The following is a 15,572-nucleotide window of genomic DNA, read 5'->3' on the forward strand; positions in this document are numbered from 1 at the left end:
GTCCTCGGGAAGTACGGGCTCTCCGCGGACCGCTCCGATCTCCCGCTGCCGAGCCGGGTCGGTTCCGGCACAATCCGGCACGGAAACCACCGCGCGCCCCGCCACGGCGGGTTCCAGGAGCGCGGACCGGGTTGAGCTCGTGACCACATCGCACCGGACACCGAGTTCCGGCGGAGGGAAAGCCCACTTGACGACCGAACCGGCGGCTTCGCGGACCGCTACGCCCGCCTCGCCCCAGAACCACGCACTGTCGGAGAACCACGCCTCGCTGATCGTGCAGGGCGAGGACCGCACCGGCATCGTCGCCGCGGTCAGCGCGGTGCTGAGCGGGCACGGCGCGAACATCGTCTCGCTGGACCAGTACTCCGACGACCCGCAGGGTGGCGCGTTCTATCAGCGCACGGTGTTCAGTCTCGCCAACCTCAAGGCCGTGCTTCCCACGATCGAGCGGGATCTGGAAACCGAGCTGGCCGAGGGCTTCGACCTCGGTTTCACGTTGCGCGACATGTCGGTACCCAAACGCGTCGCCGTCTTCGCTTCCAGGGAGGACCACTGCCTGCTCGACCTGCTGTGGCGGCACCGGCGGGGCCAGCTGCCGGTGACCATCTCGATGGTGGTCTCCAACCACACCGACACCGCCGACGAAGTGCGCGCCTTCGGCATCCCGTTCGTGCACGTGCCCACTGGTGAGATGGGAAAAGCGGCCGCCGAGGCCGAACACCTGCGGCTGCTGCGGGGCAACGTGGACTTCGTCGTGCTGGCCCGGTACATGCGGATCCTGTCCGGCGACTTCATCGCGAGCCTGGGGGTGCCGATCATCAACATCCACCACTCGTTCCTGCCCGCCTTCATCGGTGCGGCCCCCTACGCCAAGGCCAAGGAACGCGGGGTCAAACTCGTCGGAGCGACCGCCCACTACGTGACCGAGGACCTCGACGAGGGACCCATCATCGAGCAGGACGTGGTGCGGGTGACCCACGCCGACACCGTCGTCGACATCCGGCGCCGTGGTGCCGACGTCGAGCGCACCGTGCTTTCCCGTGCGGTGCGGTGGCACAGCGAGGACCGCGTGATCCGCACCGACAACAGCACCATCGTGTTCGCCTGATCGAGGAGCCGGAACGGCTGAGCCGGTGCCCGAACCGGTGTCGGAACCGGGTCGTGATCGCCGCGCGAGGTGCACAATGTGGATATGCGCGAGGCGGAGCACACCCTCGAAGGGCTCGTCGGGTTCGCTCGCGCGCTGCGCCATTCCGGGATGCGGTGTGGCCCGGCGCGGGTGCGTTCCTTCCTGGACGCCACCGAGCACGTCGACTTCGCCGATCGTGATCAGCTGTACTGGGCGGGCAGGCTGACGCTGTGCTCGGATCCCGACGACCTGCCCCGCTTCGACGCGGCGTTCCACGCCTGGTTCGGCAGGCTGGTGGAGACAACCGGACTCCGGCAGGAGCAGCGCAGACAGGTGCGTTCCCGTGCGCTGCCACTGGGCGGTGACGAGCCGGAGCCGGCCGAGTCGACCGAGGTCGAACAGCTCGCGGCCGCGGGTGACGTGGAAGTGCTGCACCGCCGTGACCTGGCCGAACTCGGCGAGGAGGAGCGCGCCCACCTGCGGCGGATGATCTCCTGGCTGAATCCGCGTCCGCCGCGCCGTCCCGCGCTGCGTTGGCGCCGGGCGCGCGACGGGCGACTCGACCCCGGCGCGACCATGCGGGCCATGATCCGAACCGGTGGGGAACCGGTGCGCCTGGTACGGCGGACACGCGGTGATCGGCCGCGCAAGGTCGTGCTGCTGATCGATGTCTCGGGATCGATGAGTCCTTACGCCGACGCGTTGCTGCGCTTCGCGCACGTGGTGGTGCGGGAAGCACCAGCCAGCACGGAGGTTTTCACCCTCGGCACCAGGCTCACCCGGGTGACCAGGCAGCTGCGACAACGCGACCCGGAGTTCGCGCTGACCGCGGCCGGGCGAGCGGTACCGGACTTCTCCGGTGGTACGCGGCTGGGAAGCACGCTGCGCGCGTTCCTGGACCGGTGGGGACAACGTGGGGCCGCTCGGCAGGCGGTGGTGGTGCTGTTCTCGGACGGCTGGGAGCGCGGGGACACCGCCGAGCTCGCCGAGCAGATGATCAGACTGCGTAGGCTGGCACACGCGGTGCTGTGGGCCAACCCGCACGCGGGTCACGAGGGCTACGCCCCGGTGCAGTCCGGCATAGCGGCGGCGCTGCCGCATGTGGACGGGCTCGTCGCCGGGCACAGCCTCGCCGCGCTGCGTGAGCTGTGGCAACGGGTGCGAAGTTGTTCGGAGTCGGCCGCCACAGGCCGCCCCGCAGGCGATTCCGTGGAGGTGAGTGGTGCGTGACGTACTCGGTGCGCTCCGGCGGCACTGGGAGTCCGGAAGCCCCGTAGGGGTGGGCACCGTGGTGGCGACCTTTTCCTCGGCGCCGCGCGCGCCCGGCGCCGCCATGCTGGTCGACGGGAGCGGCGAGGTCGCGGGCAGCGTTTCCGGAGGGTGCGTGGAAGGCGCGGTCTACGAAACGGCCGGTTCGGTGCTGGCCGGTGACCCGCCGACGCTGTCCCGCTACGGTGTCAGCGACGACGACGCGTTCGCGGTGGGACTGACCTGCGGCGGAATCATCGACGTCTTCGTGGAGCGCGTGGATCGCGAGTCCTTCCCCCGCTTCGACGAACTCGCCGACTCGGTGGCGGCGGGTGAGCCGGTCGCCGTGGCGACCGTGATCGAGGCACCGGACGAGTCCCGGGTGGGCAGGCGGGTCCTGGTGTGGCACGACCGGAGCGAGGGCGAGCTGGGGTCGGACCGGCTCGATGACGCGGTGGTGGACGACGCCAGGGGGATGCTGGCCACGGGCAGAACCGGGGTGTTGGAGTACGGTCCGGACGGGCAGCGGCGCGGCGAGGGGCTGCGGGTGTTCGTCAACTCCTTCGAGCCGCCACCCCGGATGCTGGTGTTCGGTGCCATCGATTTCGCGGCCGCCATGACCAGGGTGGGAGCCTTCCTGGGGTATCGGGTGACCGTGTGCGACGCCCGCCCGGTGTTCGCCACCTCCAGCAGGTTCCCGGACGCGCACGAGGTCGTGGTGGACTGGCCGCACCGCTACCTGGAGGCCGAGGCCCGGGCGGGGAGGTTGGATTCCCGCACCGCGGTGCTGGTGCTCACCCACGACCCGAAGTTCGACGTGCCGGTGCTGCGTGTCGCGCTGCGGCAGCCGTTGGCCTACGTCGGGGCCATGGGCTCGCGACGTACCCACCGCGACCGGCTCGAAAGGCTGCGTGCCGAAGGGGTGACGGACTCCGAACTGGCCGCGCTGTCCTCGCCGCTGGGGCTCGACCTGGGGGCGCGCACCCCGGAGGAGACAGCCGTGTCCATCTCGGCCGAGCTGATCGCTTCCCGGTGGGGCGGAACCGGTCAGCGACTCTCCCGGCTGGAGGGGGCCATCCACCACGAGCCGGAGATGCCCGAACGTTCCCGGTCCGCCGAGCAGTAGGAGTCGGCAGAACCTGTCGGACTAGAGCTGGCCTGCCGGGCTCGTGGTCCGGTCGAGCCTCACCGGGCGGCCGAGCCGCTCGGTTCAGACGCTGCGCAGCACCGATACCACGATGCCGAGGACCGCGGCGTCGTCGCCGTCGATCACTTCGTGGGCCGGGTTGCGCGGTTCGAGCAGCACGTGGCCGCCGCGGCGGCGGTAGACCTTGACCGTGGCCTCCTCGTCGAGCATCGCCGCGACGATCTGACCCGAGTGCGCCTCGGGCTGCTGGCGCACCACGACCACGTCGTCGTGATTGATCCCGGCCTCGATCATCGAGTCGCCCCTGACCCGCAGGGCGAACACGGTACCGCGTGCGGCGAACTCCCGTGGCAGCGTGAGTACGTCGTCGACGTGCTCCTCGGCGGTGATCGGGGTGCCCGCGGCGATGTCGCCGACCACCGGGACGCTCACCCGGTCGCCGCTCGGTTCCCTCGTCGGGGAGTCACCCAGGAACATGCGCACGTCGATCGGTCGCGAGACCGTGGTTCCGCGCCGCAGGAAACCCTTCCACTCCAGGCTCGCCAGGTGCTTCGAGACCGAGGACGACGACCGCAGCCCCACGGCGTCACCGATCTCGCGCGTGCTCGGTGAGTACCCGTGTTCCACCACCCAGTCCCGGATCGCGGCCAGGATGCGCCGCTGGCGTGGTGGCAGGGTGGAGGTGTCCGGGTGGTCGAGATCGTCGTAGGTGGTCACGGGCGTAGATGGTAGACGCGGGTCCGGCCGATTCGATCACCGGTGTGCCGGGGCGGCCGTCGGGTGGAGCACCGTCACCCTGCCGTGTGAAGGGGTTTCGGGTGGGGTGGCGTCGATTTCTCGCGAAATCGCCGGGGTCGGGGAAGTGCCGTTGCGTTTGTTTCGTTTGTTGCGGATAATGCGATTGTATCGACTCGCAGGAAGGGTGTGATCGTGATGTCGCAGTCGATGCTCGACTCCGTGCAGCCGAGTGAGCCGGACCGCGAAACGGCGGTGGCGGCGTTACCGCGGGTACGGCACTACCTGAACACGCACGATCACTCCACGGTGCGGTTGACGGTCGACGACTTCGAGCGGGAAGAACTGGTCGTACCGCGTTCAGCGGTGAGGCTCTTCGAACGGATCCTCGCCTACATGGCAGCGGGCGCCGGCACCTCGATCGTTCCGACGAACGAGGAGCTCACCACTCAGGAAGCCGCGAATCTGCTCAACGTGTCCAGGCCGCATCTGATCGGGTTGCTGGAAGCCGAGAAGATCGACTACCGCATGGTCGGTACCCATCGTCGGGTGAACGTCGAGTCGTTGTTGGAGTACATGCGCCGTGATGACCACGACCGGCGTTCGGCGGCCGATGAGCTCACCCGGCTGAGTCAGGACATGGGAGTGTGAGTGTCCTTCGTCGTTGTCTACGACGCGAACGTTCTCTACGGCAGCATTCCGCGGGATCTGCTGATTCGAGTCGCGCAAGCCGGACTGGTTCAGGCCAAATGGACGCATAGGATCCTTGACGAGGTGTTCGACAACCTCGTGATCAATCGGCCCGAGCTGGATCGCGAGAGACTTTCGCGAACCAGGCAGCTGATGATCGAGTCGGTTCGTGACTGCCTGATCGAGGATTACGAACCTCTGGTCGAGGTCGTCGAATTGCCCGACAAGAAAGATCGGCATGTACTGGCCGCGGCCATCAAAGCTCGCGCCCAGGTGATCGTGACGAACAACCTCGGTGATTTCCCCTCGGATGTACTGGCGAGGTGGGATATCGAGCCCAAGACGGCCGACGCTTTCCTGGCCGATCAGGTCCATCTCGACAAGTCCAAGGTTTTCGGAGCGATCCAGCGTATGGCCGATGCCTATCGGAATCCGCCCATGACCACCGACGACCTGATTCGCAGGCCCGACGAGCAGGGGCTGGTGGAAACGGTGGCGGCACTGCGGATCTGAACTCACCCGGGGTCGGTGGAACCGATTCGATCACCGGTGTGCCGGGGCGGCCGTCGGGTGGAGCACCGTCACCCTGCCGTGTGAAGGGGTTTCGGGTGGGGTGGCGGCGATTTCTCGCGAAATCGCCGCTCACCTGATCGTGTCGCTCAAACCGTGTGTCGCTACCCGGGTACGGTGCGTGCTCTTCGGGATCATTGTGTCGAGTCGCAAGGGGCTTGCCTCGCCGTCCTGGGCGTAGCAGCCTCGAAAGTGTGACAGCAGTCACTGCCGAGAGGTGCTTTCGCGATGGTCCGGTTGCTCGGGCCGCTCGGCCGAAGCGGGCCGGGCGCTACCTCGTGCTCGTGGGCGTGCTCGTGCGCTCGGGAGTGCTCGCGAGCGGTCGCCGCCGCGCCGCGCCGCGGTTCGCCGTCCGTCGGTTCCCGCGCGGCGAAGCGTTCCCGTGGTTACGTGCCGAACCTTCCGAAGGAACCCCGAGGCGTCGTCCCCACGCGTGTCCGCACCATGCGGGCAGGCTCCGTGAAGGAGGCCCGATGCCGCGCATAACCGTCGAGGTCGACGGAACCACCTATACCGACGAGGTACAGGCCAGAACGCTGCTCGTGCAGTACCTGCGTGATCAGCTCGGCAAGGTCGGCACCGTCGTCGGTTGCGACACAAGCAACTGTGGTGCCTGCACGGTCCATATGGACGGGAGCAGTGTGAAGTCCTGCTCGGTGCTGGCCGTGCAGGCCGACGGGCACGAGGTCACCACCGTCGAGTCCCTGTCCCGCGACGGGCAACTGCACCCGATGCAGCGGGCGTTCCACGACAACCACGCTCTGCAGTGCGGATTCTGCACGCCGGGAATGATCATGCAGGCGTTGGACCTGCTCGCCGAGAACCCCGACCCCGACGACGAGCAGATCCGCGAGGGGCTGGAGGGCAACCTCTGCCGGTGCACCGGCTACCAGAACATCGTGCGTGCCGTGCGTGATGCCTCCCAGCGGATGCGGGCAGGCGCGGGGCCCGCGATGGAACACTCCGGAGAGACTCCGGCCCCGCGCACCTCGACCGAACAGACCACCCAACAGCGGGTAGCCGGAGGACAGTCATGACCGCCACACCGGTGAGTCCCACCGAGTCGGAACTCGGCCGTTCCCGCAAGCGCAAGGAAGACGCGCGCCTGGTCACCGGCAGAACGCGCTGGACGGACAACATGACCGTCCCCGGGATGCTGCACATGGCGGTGCTGCGCAGCCCGGTCGCGCACGCCCGCATCACCTCCGTCGACACCTCCGAGGCACGGCGCATGCCCGGCGTGCAGGCCGTGGTCACCGGTTCCGACATCGCCCAACGGCAGGGCAGCCTGCCGTGCGCCTGGCCGGTCACCGAGGACATGAAGGCCCCGCCCGCACCCGCCATGGCGGTGGACACCGTCAACTTCGCGGGCGAGGCGGTGGCCATGGTCGCCGCACGCAGCGCCGCCGAGGCACGCGACGCGCTCGACGCCATCGACATCGACTACGAGGACCTCGACGTGGTGCTCGACATCGAGTCGGCCGCCCGGGACGACTCGCCGCTGGTGCACGAGGACCTCGGCACCAACCGCAACGCCACGTGGACCTTCGACTCGGCCGAGGCCGGGACCGGCGGTGACGTGGACGCGGCGCTGCGCGAGGCCGACATCCGGCTGGATCGCACCTTCCGGCAGCAGCGGCTGATCCCGGCCTTCATGGAGCCCCGTTCGGTGCTGGCCGATCCGACCGGCGAGCAGTACACGATGTACTCGGCCACGCAGGTTCCGCACATCCTGCGCACCATGCTCGCCATGACGCTGGGAACACCCGAGCAGAAGATCCGGGTGATCGCCCCCGACGTCGGCGGTGGATTCGGTGGCAAGCTCCAGGTCACGCCCGAAGAGATCCTGACCTTCCTGCTCGCCGAGCGACTCGGACGGCCGGTCAAGTGGACCGAGTCCCGCTCGGAGACCATGGTGGCGGGTCACCACGGACGTGACCAGGTGCAGCGACTCTCGCTGGCGGCGCGCTCGGACGGCACCGTCACCGGTCTCGACGTGAAGCTGCTCGCCGACATGGGTGCCTACCTGCGGTTGGTCACCCCCGGGGTGCCGATACTCGGCGCGCTGATGTTCAACGCGATCTACAAGTTCCCGGCCTACCGGTTCAGCTGCACCAACGTGTTCACCAACAAGACGCCGACCGACGCCTACCGCGGCGCGGGACGTCCGGAGGCGACCTTCGCCATCGAGCGCATGATGGACGAACTCGCGGCGGAGCTCGACATGGACCCGCTGGAGGTCCGCCGCAGGAACTGGATCGGCCACGACGAGTTCCCGTACACCACCGTCGCCGGGCTGACCTACGACTCGGGCAACTACGAGGTCGCCACCGACCGCGCGATGGAGATGTTCGGTTACCAGCAGCTGCGCGACGAGCAGCTGCGACGCAGGCAGTCCGACGACACCGTCCAGCTGGGTATCGGGATCTCCACCTTCACCGAGATGTGCGGGTTGGCTCCCTCCAGGGTGCTGGGGTCGTTGTCCTACGGGGCGGGCGGCTGGGAGAACTCCCAGGTGCGCGTGCTGCCCACCGGCAAGGTCGAGGTGGTCACGGGGACCTCGCCACACGGCCAGAGCCACGTGACCTCGTGGAGCCAGATCGTCGCCGACCGGCTGGGAGTGCCGTTCGACGACGTGGAGGTGCTGCACGGGGACACCCAGAGCTCACCGCGCGGGCTGGACACCTACGGGTCGCGCTCGCTCACGGTCGGCGGCATCGCCGCCGTGCACGCCGCCGACAAGGTGATCGACAAGGCCAGGCGGATCGCGGCGCACATGCTGGAGTGCTCCGAGGACGACCTCGACTTCGCCGGCGGCAGGTTCGCCGTGCGGGGGACCGACAAGGGCATGGCGATCACCGACGTGGCGCTGGCCGCGTTCACCGCGCACGACCTCCCCGAGGGCGTGGAGCCCAATCTGGACGCGGAGGCGAACTTCGACCCGGAGAACTTCTCGTTCCCGCACGGCACGCACCTCTGCGCCGCGGAGGTGGACACCGGGACCGGGGCGGTGCGGATCAGGTCGTACGTGTGCGTGGACGACGTGGGCAGCGTGGTCAACCCGATGATCGTGGAGGGGCAGGTGCACGGCGGCCTCGCGCAGGGCATCGCCCAGGCCCTGTACGAGGAGGCCGTCTACGACGACGACGGCACGCTGACCACGGCCACCTTCGCCGACTACCTGGTGCCCTCGGCGGTGGATCTGCCGGAGTTCCACACCGACCGCACCGAGACCGACGCCACCTCGAACCCGCTGGGTGTGAAGGGGGTCGGTGAGGCGGGCACCATCGCGTCGACCCCGGCGGTGGTCAACGCCGTGGTCGACGCACTCCGCCACTACGGAGTGAACGACGTGCGGATGCCGTGCTCACCGCAGCGGGTCTGGCGCGCGCTGGCCGGTGCCCGAGCCGGTTCCTCGACCGGGTCGGAGTCCGGCGGCGGACTCGGATCGATCGACAGCGGTGGCGGTTTCGCCACCGGAGCGAGCGGAGGTGCGCGGTGATTCCAGCCGAGTTCGAGTACGTGGCACCGTCCACGGTGGAGGAAGCGGTACGGACGCTGGACCGGGCGGGCGACGACGCCAAGGTACTGGCGGGCGGCCAGAGCCTGTTGTCGGTGCTGCGGATGCGGATGGCCGACCCCGGCCTTGTCGTCGACCTCGGTGGGATTCCCGAGACGAAGGGGGTTCGCGAGGACGGTGACGCGCTGGTGATCGGGGCGATGACCAGCCATCACGAGGTGATGCGTTCCGACCTGGTGCGACAGCACGCCGAACTGGTGGCGCTGGCCACCCGTACCGTGGCCGATCCGCAGGTGCGCCATCGCGGCACCTTCGGCGGTTCGCTGGTCCACGCGGATCCGGCGGGTGATCTGCCCGCTCCCGTACTGGCTATGGACGCGGAGATGGTGATCGCAGGGCCGGGCGGCAGGCGGACCGTGCCCGCGGCCGAGTTCTTCGTGGACTACTTCACCACCGCGCTGGAGGCCAACGAGGTGCTGGTCGAGGTGCGGCTACCCAAGTACACGGGTTGGCGGGCGCACTACGAGAAGTTCAACCGTGTCGCCCAGGCGTGGTCGGTGGTGGGAGTGGCGGCCACCCTCCTGGTGCGGGACGGAACCGTGGCACAGGCACGGGTGGGGTTGACGAACATGGGCGCCACGCCGGTGCGGGCACGCGGGGTGGAGCAGGCCCTGCTCGGCTCCCCGCCCAGTGGGGAGGCCATCCGGCAGGCGGCCGCGCACGCCACGGAAGGCACCCAGGCCGGCAGCGACGCCAGCGCGGAGGCCGACTACCGCGAACACCTCGCCGAGGTGCTGACCGGCAGGGCGCTGGCTACGGCGGCCGGTGGGTAGACGCTGCTGTTCGGTTCGACGTGGGGGGCTCCGGATCGCGGGACCCGAGCCCCCACCGTTCGGCACCTTCCCGGCGCGCGGCCCAACGGTTCGTAACCGGAAGTGATACGAGTAGGAGGAGCAGTGCGACTCGAACACGAATTCACCGTCCCGGTTCCGGCCGATGTCGCGTGGCCGGAGTTGCTCGATCCCGAACGGGTGGCCCCCTGCATGCCGGGAGCCACCCTGAAAAGCGCCGAGGGTGAGGAGTTCGCCGGCTCGGTGAAGGTGAAGCTGGGACCGGTGTCGCTGATGTACAAGGGAAACGGCAGTTTCACCGAGGTCGATCACGAGGAGCGCCGCGCCGTCATCGAGGCGAGCGGCAAGGACTCGCGTGGCAACGGTACGGCCTCGGCGACCGTCACGGCCCGGCTCGCTTCGGAGGGAACGAGCACGAGAGTCCGTGTGGACACCGATCTGAAGGTCACCGGCAAACCCGCACAGCTGGGCCGCGGGCTGATCTCCGACGTCGCGCAGAAGCTCATCGACCAGTTCGCGGAGTGCCTGGCGGGCAGACTCACCGGAAGCGGGTCGGAGGCAGCCGCGGGGCAGGAGGCAGCCGCGGGGGAGGAGGCAGCCGCGGGGGAGAGCGCCGCGCGGCAGGGCACCGAGGGCTCGAGCACCGCGGCGAGCTCTTCGGAGCCCTCGCAACAGCGGTCCGCGGCGCAGCCGGGTGCTTCCACTCCGGTCGGCCCCGCCGGAAACGGTTCCGGTCCCACCGCGTCGAACGACGGCGATCGGACCACCGCGAGTCCCGCTTCCGGTTCCGCCACCGGGGAAACGAGCGGTGGTGCCTCGACACCGGCCGGGACCGGACCCGGCTGGAAGGTCACCGAGGCGGAGAGCGGGGAGAGCTCCCGCTCGACCGCCCGGTTATCGGCGGTGCGCTCGGGCGATACGGGAGCGGCGGCCACGAGCGAGTCGAACGATGCCGTGGATCTGCTGGGCACGGCGGGTATGCCCGTGCTGAAGCGGGCCGCTCCGGTGGTCGCCGGGCTGGCGGCGTTGACCGTGTTGTTCGTGCTGCTCCGCAGGAGAGCCCGTCGCGCCGGGTGAACCGGGAGCGCGGCTGTCGAGCTGTCGTTCCGAGCACTGGATCGAAGGTCGGGACCGTTCCGGTCGCGGCCGTCTTGCGGGACGTTCCCCGGCTTTCGCGGCGGGCCGAGTTCGGCCGGGCCACCCGGGAGATCCGGACGCGCCCGACCGAACCGGCGGTTTCCCGCTGGTTCCCGAGGTCCTACTGGTTACCGGAGCCGTCCTCACCGAGCAGTGAGTCCGCGATGCCGTTGGCGTTGCCGAGCGCACGCATCGCCTCGTCCGCATAGGCCTCGCCCCGACCGCCCTCGGAGCCCGCGCCCTGCTGGGAGTGGCCGGCCGTGAACGCCTCCGAAGTCAGCTTCGGCAGCAGCTGCGACAGCAGCAGGGTGGACAGTCCCGACTGCTCACCCCCACCACCACGCACGACCACGGGACGCGGTGCCCGTTCGGCGAGCCTGGCACCCACCTCCAGCCTGCGGCGAGCCAGTTCGTAGTGCAGCACCGCCCGGTTGTCGCGGTAGGACTGGCCCAGCCGCTGCCTGGACTTCGCCTCGTTCTGCGCCTCGGTCAGCGTCGCCCTGCCGCGCGCCTCGATCTCCCACTGCGCCCGCTGCGCCTCGGTCTCCTGCTCCTCCAGCTGCCTGGCGACATCGCGCCGAGCCTGGTTGCGGGACGCTTTCACCTCGACGAGTTTGGCGTCGCGGGTCTTCTTGGCGCGCTCGATCTCCATCAGCAGGTTGTCGATCCGACGCTTGCGGGTCAGCTCCCACTCCCGCTCGTAGGCGCTGAGTTCCTTGGCGACCCGTTCCCGGGTGGCGAGGTGCTGCTGGTACTGGTCCGGTAGCTGCACGTCCGGGATGTTGGCGCCGAGGATGCTCACCCCGTACTTGTTGAGCTGCCGGTTCAGCGTCGCCTGCATGTCCTCGACGTCGCTGCCGCGCAGTTCGTAGGCCTCCTCGGTGTGCACCTGCCTGCCGCGCTGCCGGATCGCGTCCTGCACCGCGCTGGACAGCACCACGTCGAAATTGCCCGCACCGATGGTGCGCACGAAGTCGATCGGATTGTCGATGCGGAACTTCAGGAAGAACTCGATCGCCTTCAACGGCACGTCCTCGGAGGTGGGGCAGGCCGCGACGGGAGCGTTGTACGGGATCTCGGTGGTGGTGTCGACGACGAACTCCACCTTGTCCCAGGGCCACCACAGGTAGTGCCGACCGGGGGAGAGGGTGCCGGTGAACGCGCCGTAGCGACTGCGGATGCCGGTGGTGCCCTGCTCGATCTCCACGATCGAAGCACGCCACAACGCGATCGCGGCGAGCACCAGCGCCAGGGCAGCGGCGATCCCCGTGGACACGGCGACCACGCCGCCGCTGAACGCCGCCGTGCCCGCGAGGTAGAGCGCCACGAACAGCAGCGCGACCCAGCCGACGCTCCGGCCGTCCTTCGGGATCACCACGGGGACGAGCCTGCCCTCGTCGCCGCCACGAATGAGCTCGCGGACCTTCGACCACGGCGCGACCACATCGGTGATCTTGGAAAAACCGCGTTGTTGGGTGGACATCACAGCTCACCTGCCTGCTGTTGTTCGCCGTCCCGAGTCTCGCCGTCGCGAATCTCGTCGGTGGGGGTCCCGGCGGTGCCGTCCGGATCCGGTCCGGTCGCGGGCGGTGTCGGAGCGTCCGCCACGTCGGTGAATTCCGCCGCCGTCTCCGCCTCGGGCGATTCGGTGTGTCCACCCGCCGCCAGCAGTTGCTCGATCTCGGCCTCACGACCGCTGATGCGTTCCCGGATCGCTTCGGCGCGTTCCCGGATCGCGGCCACATCCGATTCGGACAGTCCCGCCGCGCCCTCGTGAATGCCCAGCATCCGGCGTGCCGCGGCCGGGTAGTCGATGTCGTCCTGGTCGCCGAGCGAGACGAGCACCGGCAGGTGCTCCGCCAGACTCTCCAGCTTGTCCAGCACGTCCTTCTCGTAGTGGTATTCCAGGATCTCCGGATTGTTCGCGGCGCTCACCGCACGGATGTCCAGCGCCTGCGCCTCCAGTAGCGCGGAGTTGGCGTTGGCGGTGCTCTCGGCTTCCACGAAGCGCTGCCGCGCCTGCGCCTTGGCGCGGTTGGTCTCCCGCTCCAGCGCGGTGTCCATCTGCGCCTGGTAACTGGCGATCTCGGCCCTGATCCCGGACAGGCTCTCGTTCATCGAGGCCAGTTCCTTGTTCAGATCACCCTCGTCCTGCTCCTTGCGCAGGCTGAGCTCGTACTCGTAGGTGTAGGCGTCCTTGGCCATCCGCACCATCTCCGGTGCGGCGAGGTCGGCCCGGTACTGCTGGCTCGACGGTTCGGCGTGGGTGATGTTGGCGCTGGTCAGCCGTACGGCGGGCAGGAACTGCTCGTTCAGGCTGTCCAGCAGTTCCTGGGTGCTCTCCCCGACGAGGTCGTAGATGTCCTCCGCCCGCTGCTGGTAGATCAGACTTCGGGTGACCTCGCTGACCGCGTTGGACAGTTTGTCGGAGAAACCCGAGACGGCACCGAGCGCGAACATGAACTGCGTCGGGTCCTCGATGCGGAACTGCAGGAACAGATCGACCGAGGCCTTGATGCCACCTCGAGTGGGTGCCTCGCTGATGGGGGCGTTGAACGGGTACTCCCGCGTCGTGTTCAGCACGTAGCTGACCTTCTTGCGGGGGTCGAGCAGCACCGTGCGCCCCGGTCCGACGGTGCGGTCGAGCTTGCTGAACTTGGTGATCATCGCCTGGCAGCCCTCCGGCACCATGACGACGCTGCGCCGTGCCCAGAGCAGTCCGGCCAGAATCACCAGCAGTGTCCAGATCTGCGGGCCGAACCAGGCCGTCCCCACGCCGGTCAACCGGGTCGCCACCAGACCGATCACCGCCAGGACAGCCAACCCCAGCACCGGGATCGCGAGGGCGGTGATCGCGTTGCGCTTGGGGATCACCACAGGGCAGATGACATTGACCCACTCCCCGTCGCCGCCCCGCTCCAGAGTGGTGTTGCTGACGATCGCACCGATCTCCTCCATCGGTGCGTTCCGCTGCTCTATTCTGGTACCCGCCGAGCTGCCCTGTTCCCGCGCGGAGAGGAAGTCACCTGGGTCGATCGCGAACCCGTCGTCGCCGCGCTCGGCGGCCTCACCGACCGTTTCGGACAGATCCTGTCCCTCGCTCACCGCGGACGTGGCTCGACGCCCGGCCGCTGCGATGGTCATGCGCCTCGCTCCTTTTAGAGCTCATTGTCGAAAAACCGGTTCGAACGATCGCCGGCCACCGCGGGCCGGGCCGCTCGACCGAGTCCACGAACCGTTTCGAACGGATCGTTCGTGGTCACGGAACCGTCCGCACTCGTAACTCGCGACAGCGATGTTCGGGGAACCGCCGAAATCCCGGTGCCGCCGTCGTGCGGTTGCCAGAGGTTATCGCACACGGCGGGAAACACGCGGCGATTTCGTCGTATCCGAACCGGGAATTCGATCCTTCCCGCCGTTTTCGCGTGTTTCGTCTCTTCCACGGAGGACTGTTTTTCCGCCGCCGCGAACTCGATTATCCCGGTTCGTCGGCCTCGCGGCGCGGCATGACGTCGTGCACCCGTCGCAACCGGTCCAGCCAGCGGTGTTGCGTCTCCGCCGGGGGTGTGGCGGCGGCGACCAGCGCGGGGGAGGGGGCGGGGGCACGTCGCGGTACCGGCAGCCATCCGTTCACCGGCAGCAGGGAGTCGCTGACCATGTCGCCGTCCAGCAGGGCCACCGTGCCGAGGCCACAGGCGAAGGGCAGGTCCGGCAGCGCCCCGGCGAGAGCCAGCTGCGCGGCCAACCCCACACTGCTCTCCACCGCGGAAGAGACCACGCAGGGAAGTCCGCAGGAGTCGGCCACCCGCAGCGCGCGTCGGACTCCGCCCAGCGGGGTCGCCTTGATCACCGCCACGTCGGCCGCCTCCGCGACCGCCACCCGCAGCGGGTCGACGGCCCGCCGAATCGATTCATCCGCCGCTATGCGCACGTTCACACGCCGCCGCACGGTGGCCAGCTCCGGCACCGTGGGGCAGGGCTGTTCGACGTACTCCAGGCCGGAAGCGGCGCGGTCGAGCTCGCGTATCCGCCGCACCGCCGTGTCGGTGTCCCATGCGGCGTTGGCGTCCACCCGCACGGCCCCGGAGCCGCCCAGCGCGGCCCGCACCGCCACCAACCGTTCGATGTCGGCCGACTCCGGCTGGCCCGCCTCGGCCACCTTGACCTTCGCGGTGCGACAACCGGAGTCCGCCACGATCCGGTGGGCCCGCTCCGGATCCACCGCCGGAACGGTGCAGTTGACCGGCACGGCGTCGCGCACCGGCTCGGGCCAGCTCTCGAAACAACTCTCCAGGGCGGTGCGCAGCCACGGGGCCGAATCCGCGTCCGAGTAGTCCTCGAACGGGCAGAACTCCCCCCACCCCGCGGGGCCGCTGAGCAGCACGCCCTGTCTGGTGGTGACTCCACGGAATCTCGTACGCATCGGCAGGCTGTAGACGCGCACCGCGTCGAGTTCGGCCAGGTCGAGTTCGCGATCGGTGGAGCACATGACTTCGATCCTGGCACGTGCGTACCAACTCGGGCACGGGTTTGGAGCCAACACCA

Annotated in this window: 13 protein-coding genes; 9 read left to right on the top strand and 4 right to left on the bottom strand. The window is 69.0% G+C overall.

Annotation, left to right across the window (positions count from 1 at the left end; translation table 11 throughout):
* Positions 1-247 precede the first annotated feature (247 nt).
* From purU to BM394_RS04210, 3 genes are all read left to right on the top strand, one after another.
* Positions 248-1,108, top strand: coding sequence for a formyltetrahydrofolate deformylase (gene purU, locus BM394_RS04200; RefSeq protein ID WP_175529984.1), 861 nt, complete (start codon positions 248-250; stop codon positions 1,106-1,108).
* 84 nt (positions 1,109-1,192) lie between these two features.
* The gene (locus BM394_RS04205; protein WP_092974113.1) at positions 1,193-2,359 is read left to right on the top strand and encodes a vWA domain-containing protein; all 1,167 of its coding nucleotides are present in this window, start codon (positions 1,193-1,195) and stop codon (positions 2,357-2,359) included.
* Positions 2,352-3,503: an XdhC family protein gene (locus BM394_RS04210; RefSeq protein WP_092927794.1), complete on the top strand. Its 1,152-nt coding sequence runs from the start codon at positions 2,352-2,354 to the stop codon at positions 3,501-3,503. The genes BM394_RS04205 and BM394_RS04210 overlap by 8 nt, the downstream gene beginning before the upstream one ends.
* A gap of 84 nt (positions 3,504-3,587) precedes the next feature.
* Here BM394_RS04210 and lexA read toward each other — a convergent pair whose 3' ends face one another.
* Positions 3,588-4,241 carry a transcriptional repressor LexA gene (gene lexA, locus BM394_RS04215; protein WP_092974116.1) on the bottom strand — a complete coding sequence of 218 codons (654 nt, stop codon included), beginning with the start codon at positions 4,239-4,241 and terminating at the stop codon, positions 3,588-3,590.
* 216 nt (positions 4,242-4,457) lie between these two features.
* Here lexA and BM394_RS04220 point away from each other — a divergent pair, with 216 nt between their 5' ends.
* The 6 genes from BM394_RS04220 to BM394_RS04245 all read left to right on the top strand — a co-directional run bounded on the left by BM394_RS04220 (position 4,458) and on the right by BM394_RS04245 (position 10,967).
* On the top strand, positions 4,458-4,910 hold the full coding sequence (locus BM394_RS04220; protein ID WP_092975001.1) for a helix-turn-helix domain-containing protein: 453 nt from the start codon (positions 4,458-4,460) through the stop codon (positions 4,908-4,910).
* Positions 4,911-5,462 carry a PIN domain-containing protein gene (locus BM394_RS04225; protein WP_092974119.1) on the top strand — a complete coding sequence of 184 codons (552 nt, stop codon included), beginning with the start codon at positions 4,911-4,913 and terminating at the stop codon, positions 5,460-5,462. It begins immediately after the preceding gene.
* A 530-nt stretch (positions 5,463-5,992) separates the two neighbouring features.
* Positions 5,993-6,556, top strand: a complete 564-nt coding sequence (locus BM394_RS04230; RefSeq protein WP_092974122.1) for a (2Fe-2S)-binding protein — start codon at positions 5,993-5,995, stop codon at positions 6,554-6,556.
* A complete protein-coding gene (locus tag BM394_RS04235) occupies positions 6,553-9,021 on the top strand; it encodes a xanthine dehydrogenase family protein molybdopterin-binding subunit (protein ID WP_092974125.1) in 2,469 nt (822 codons plus the stop codon). Before BM394_RS04230 ends, BM394_RS04235 begins: the two co-directional genes overlap by 4 nt.
* On the top strand, positions 9,018-9,872 hold the full coding sequence (locus BM394_RS04240) for an FAD binding domain-containing protein (RefSeq protein WP_092974128.1): 855 nt from the start codon (positions 9,018-9,020) through the stop codon (positions 9,870-9,872). The genes BM394_RS04235 and BM394_RS04240 overlap by 4 nt, the downstream gene beginning before the upstream one ends.
* Positions 9,873-9,995: 123 nt before the next feature.
* Positions 9,996-10,967 carry an SRPBCC family protein gene (locus BM394_RS04245; protein ID WP_092974132.1) on the top strand — a complete coding sequence of 324 codons (972 nt, stop codon included), beginning with the start codon at positions 9,996-9,998 and terminating at the stop codon, positions 10,965-10,967.
* A 181-nt stretch (positions 10,968-11,148) separates the two neighbouring features.
* On the opposite strand, the gene BM394_RS04250 is transcribed toward BM394_RS04245, so the two are convergent.
* The 3 genes from BM394_RS04250 to BM394_RS04265 all read right to left on the bottom strand — a co-directional run bounded on the left by BM394_RS04250 (position 11,149) and on the right by BM394_RS04265 (position 15,516).
* On the bottom strand, positions 11,149-12,510 hold the full coding sequence (locus BM394_RS04250; protein WP_092974135.1) for an SPFH domain-containing protein: 1,362 nt from the start codon (positions 12,508-12,510) through the stop codon (positions 11,149-11,151).
* On the bottom strand, positions 12,510-14,171 hold the full coding sequence (locus BM394_RS04255; RefSeq protein ID WP_092974138.1) for an SPFH domain-containing protein: 1,662 nt from the start codon (positions 14,169-14,171) through the stop codon (positions 12,510-12,512). Before BM394_RS04255 ends, BM394_RS04250 begins: the two co-directional genes overlap by 1 nt.
* Positions 14,172-14,502: 331 nt before the next feature.
* Positions 14,503-15,516: an o-succinylbenzoate synthase gene (locus BM394_RS04265; protein ID WP_092974144.1), complete on the bottom strand. Its 1,014-nt coding sequence runs from the start codon at positions 15,514-15,516 to the stop codon at positions 14,503-14,505.
* Between the last annotated feature and the right edge of the window lie 56 nt (positions 15,517-15,572).

This window comes from Actinopolyspora lacussalsi subsp. righensis, assembly GCF_900116555.1.
Taxonomy (GTDB): Bacteria; Actinomycetota; Actinomycetes; order Mycobacteriales; family Pseudonocardiaceae; genus Actinopolyspora; species Actinopolyspora lacussalsi.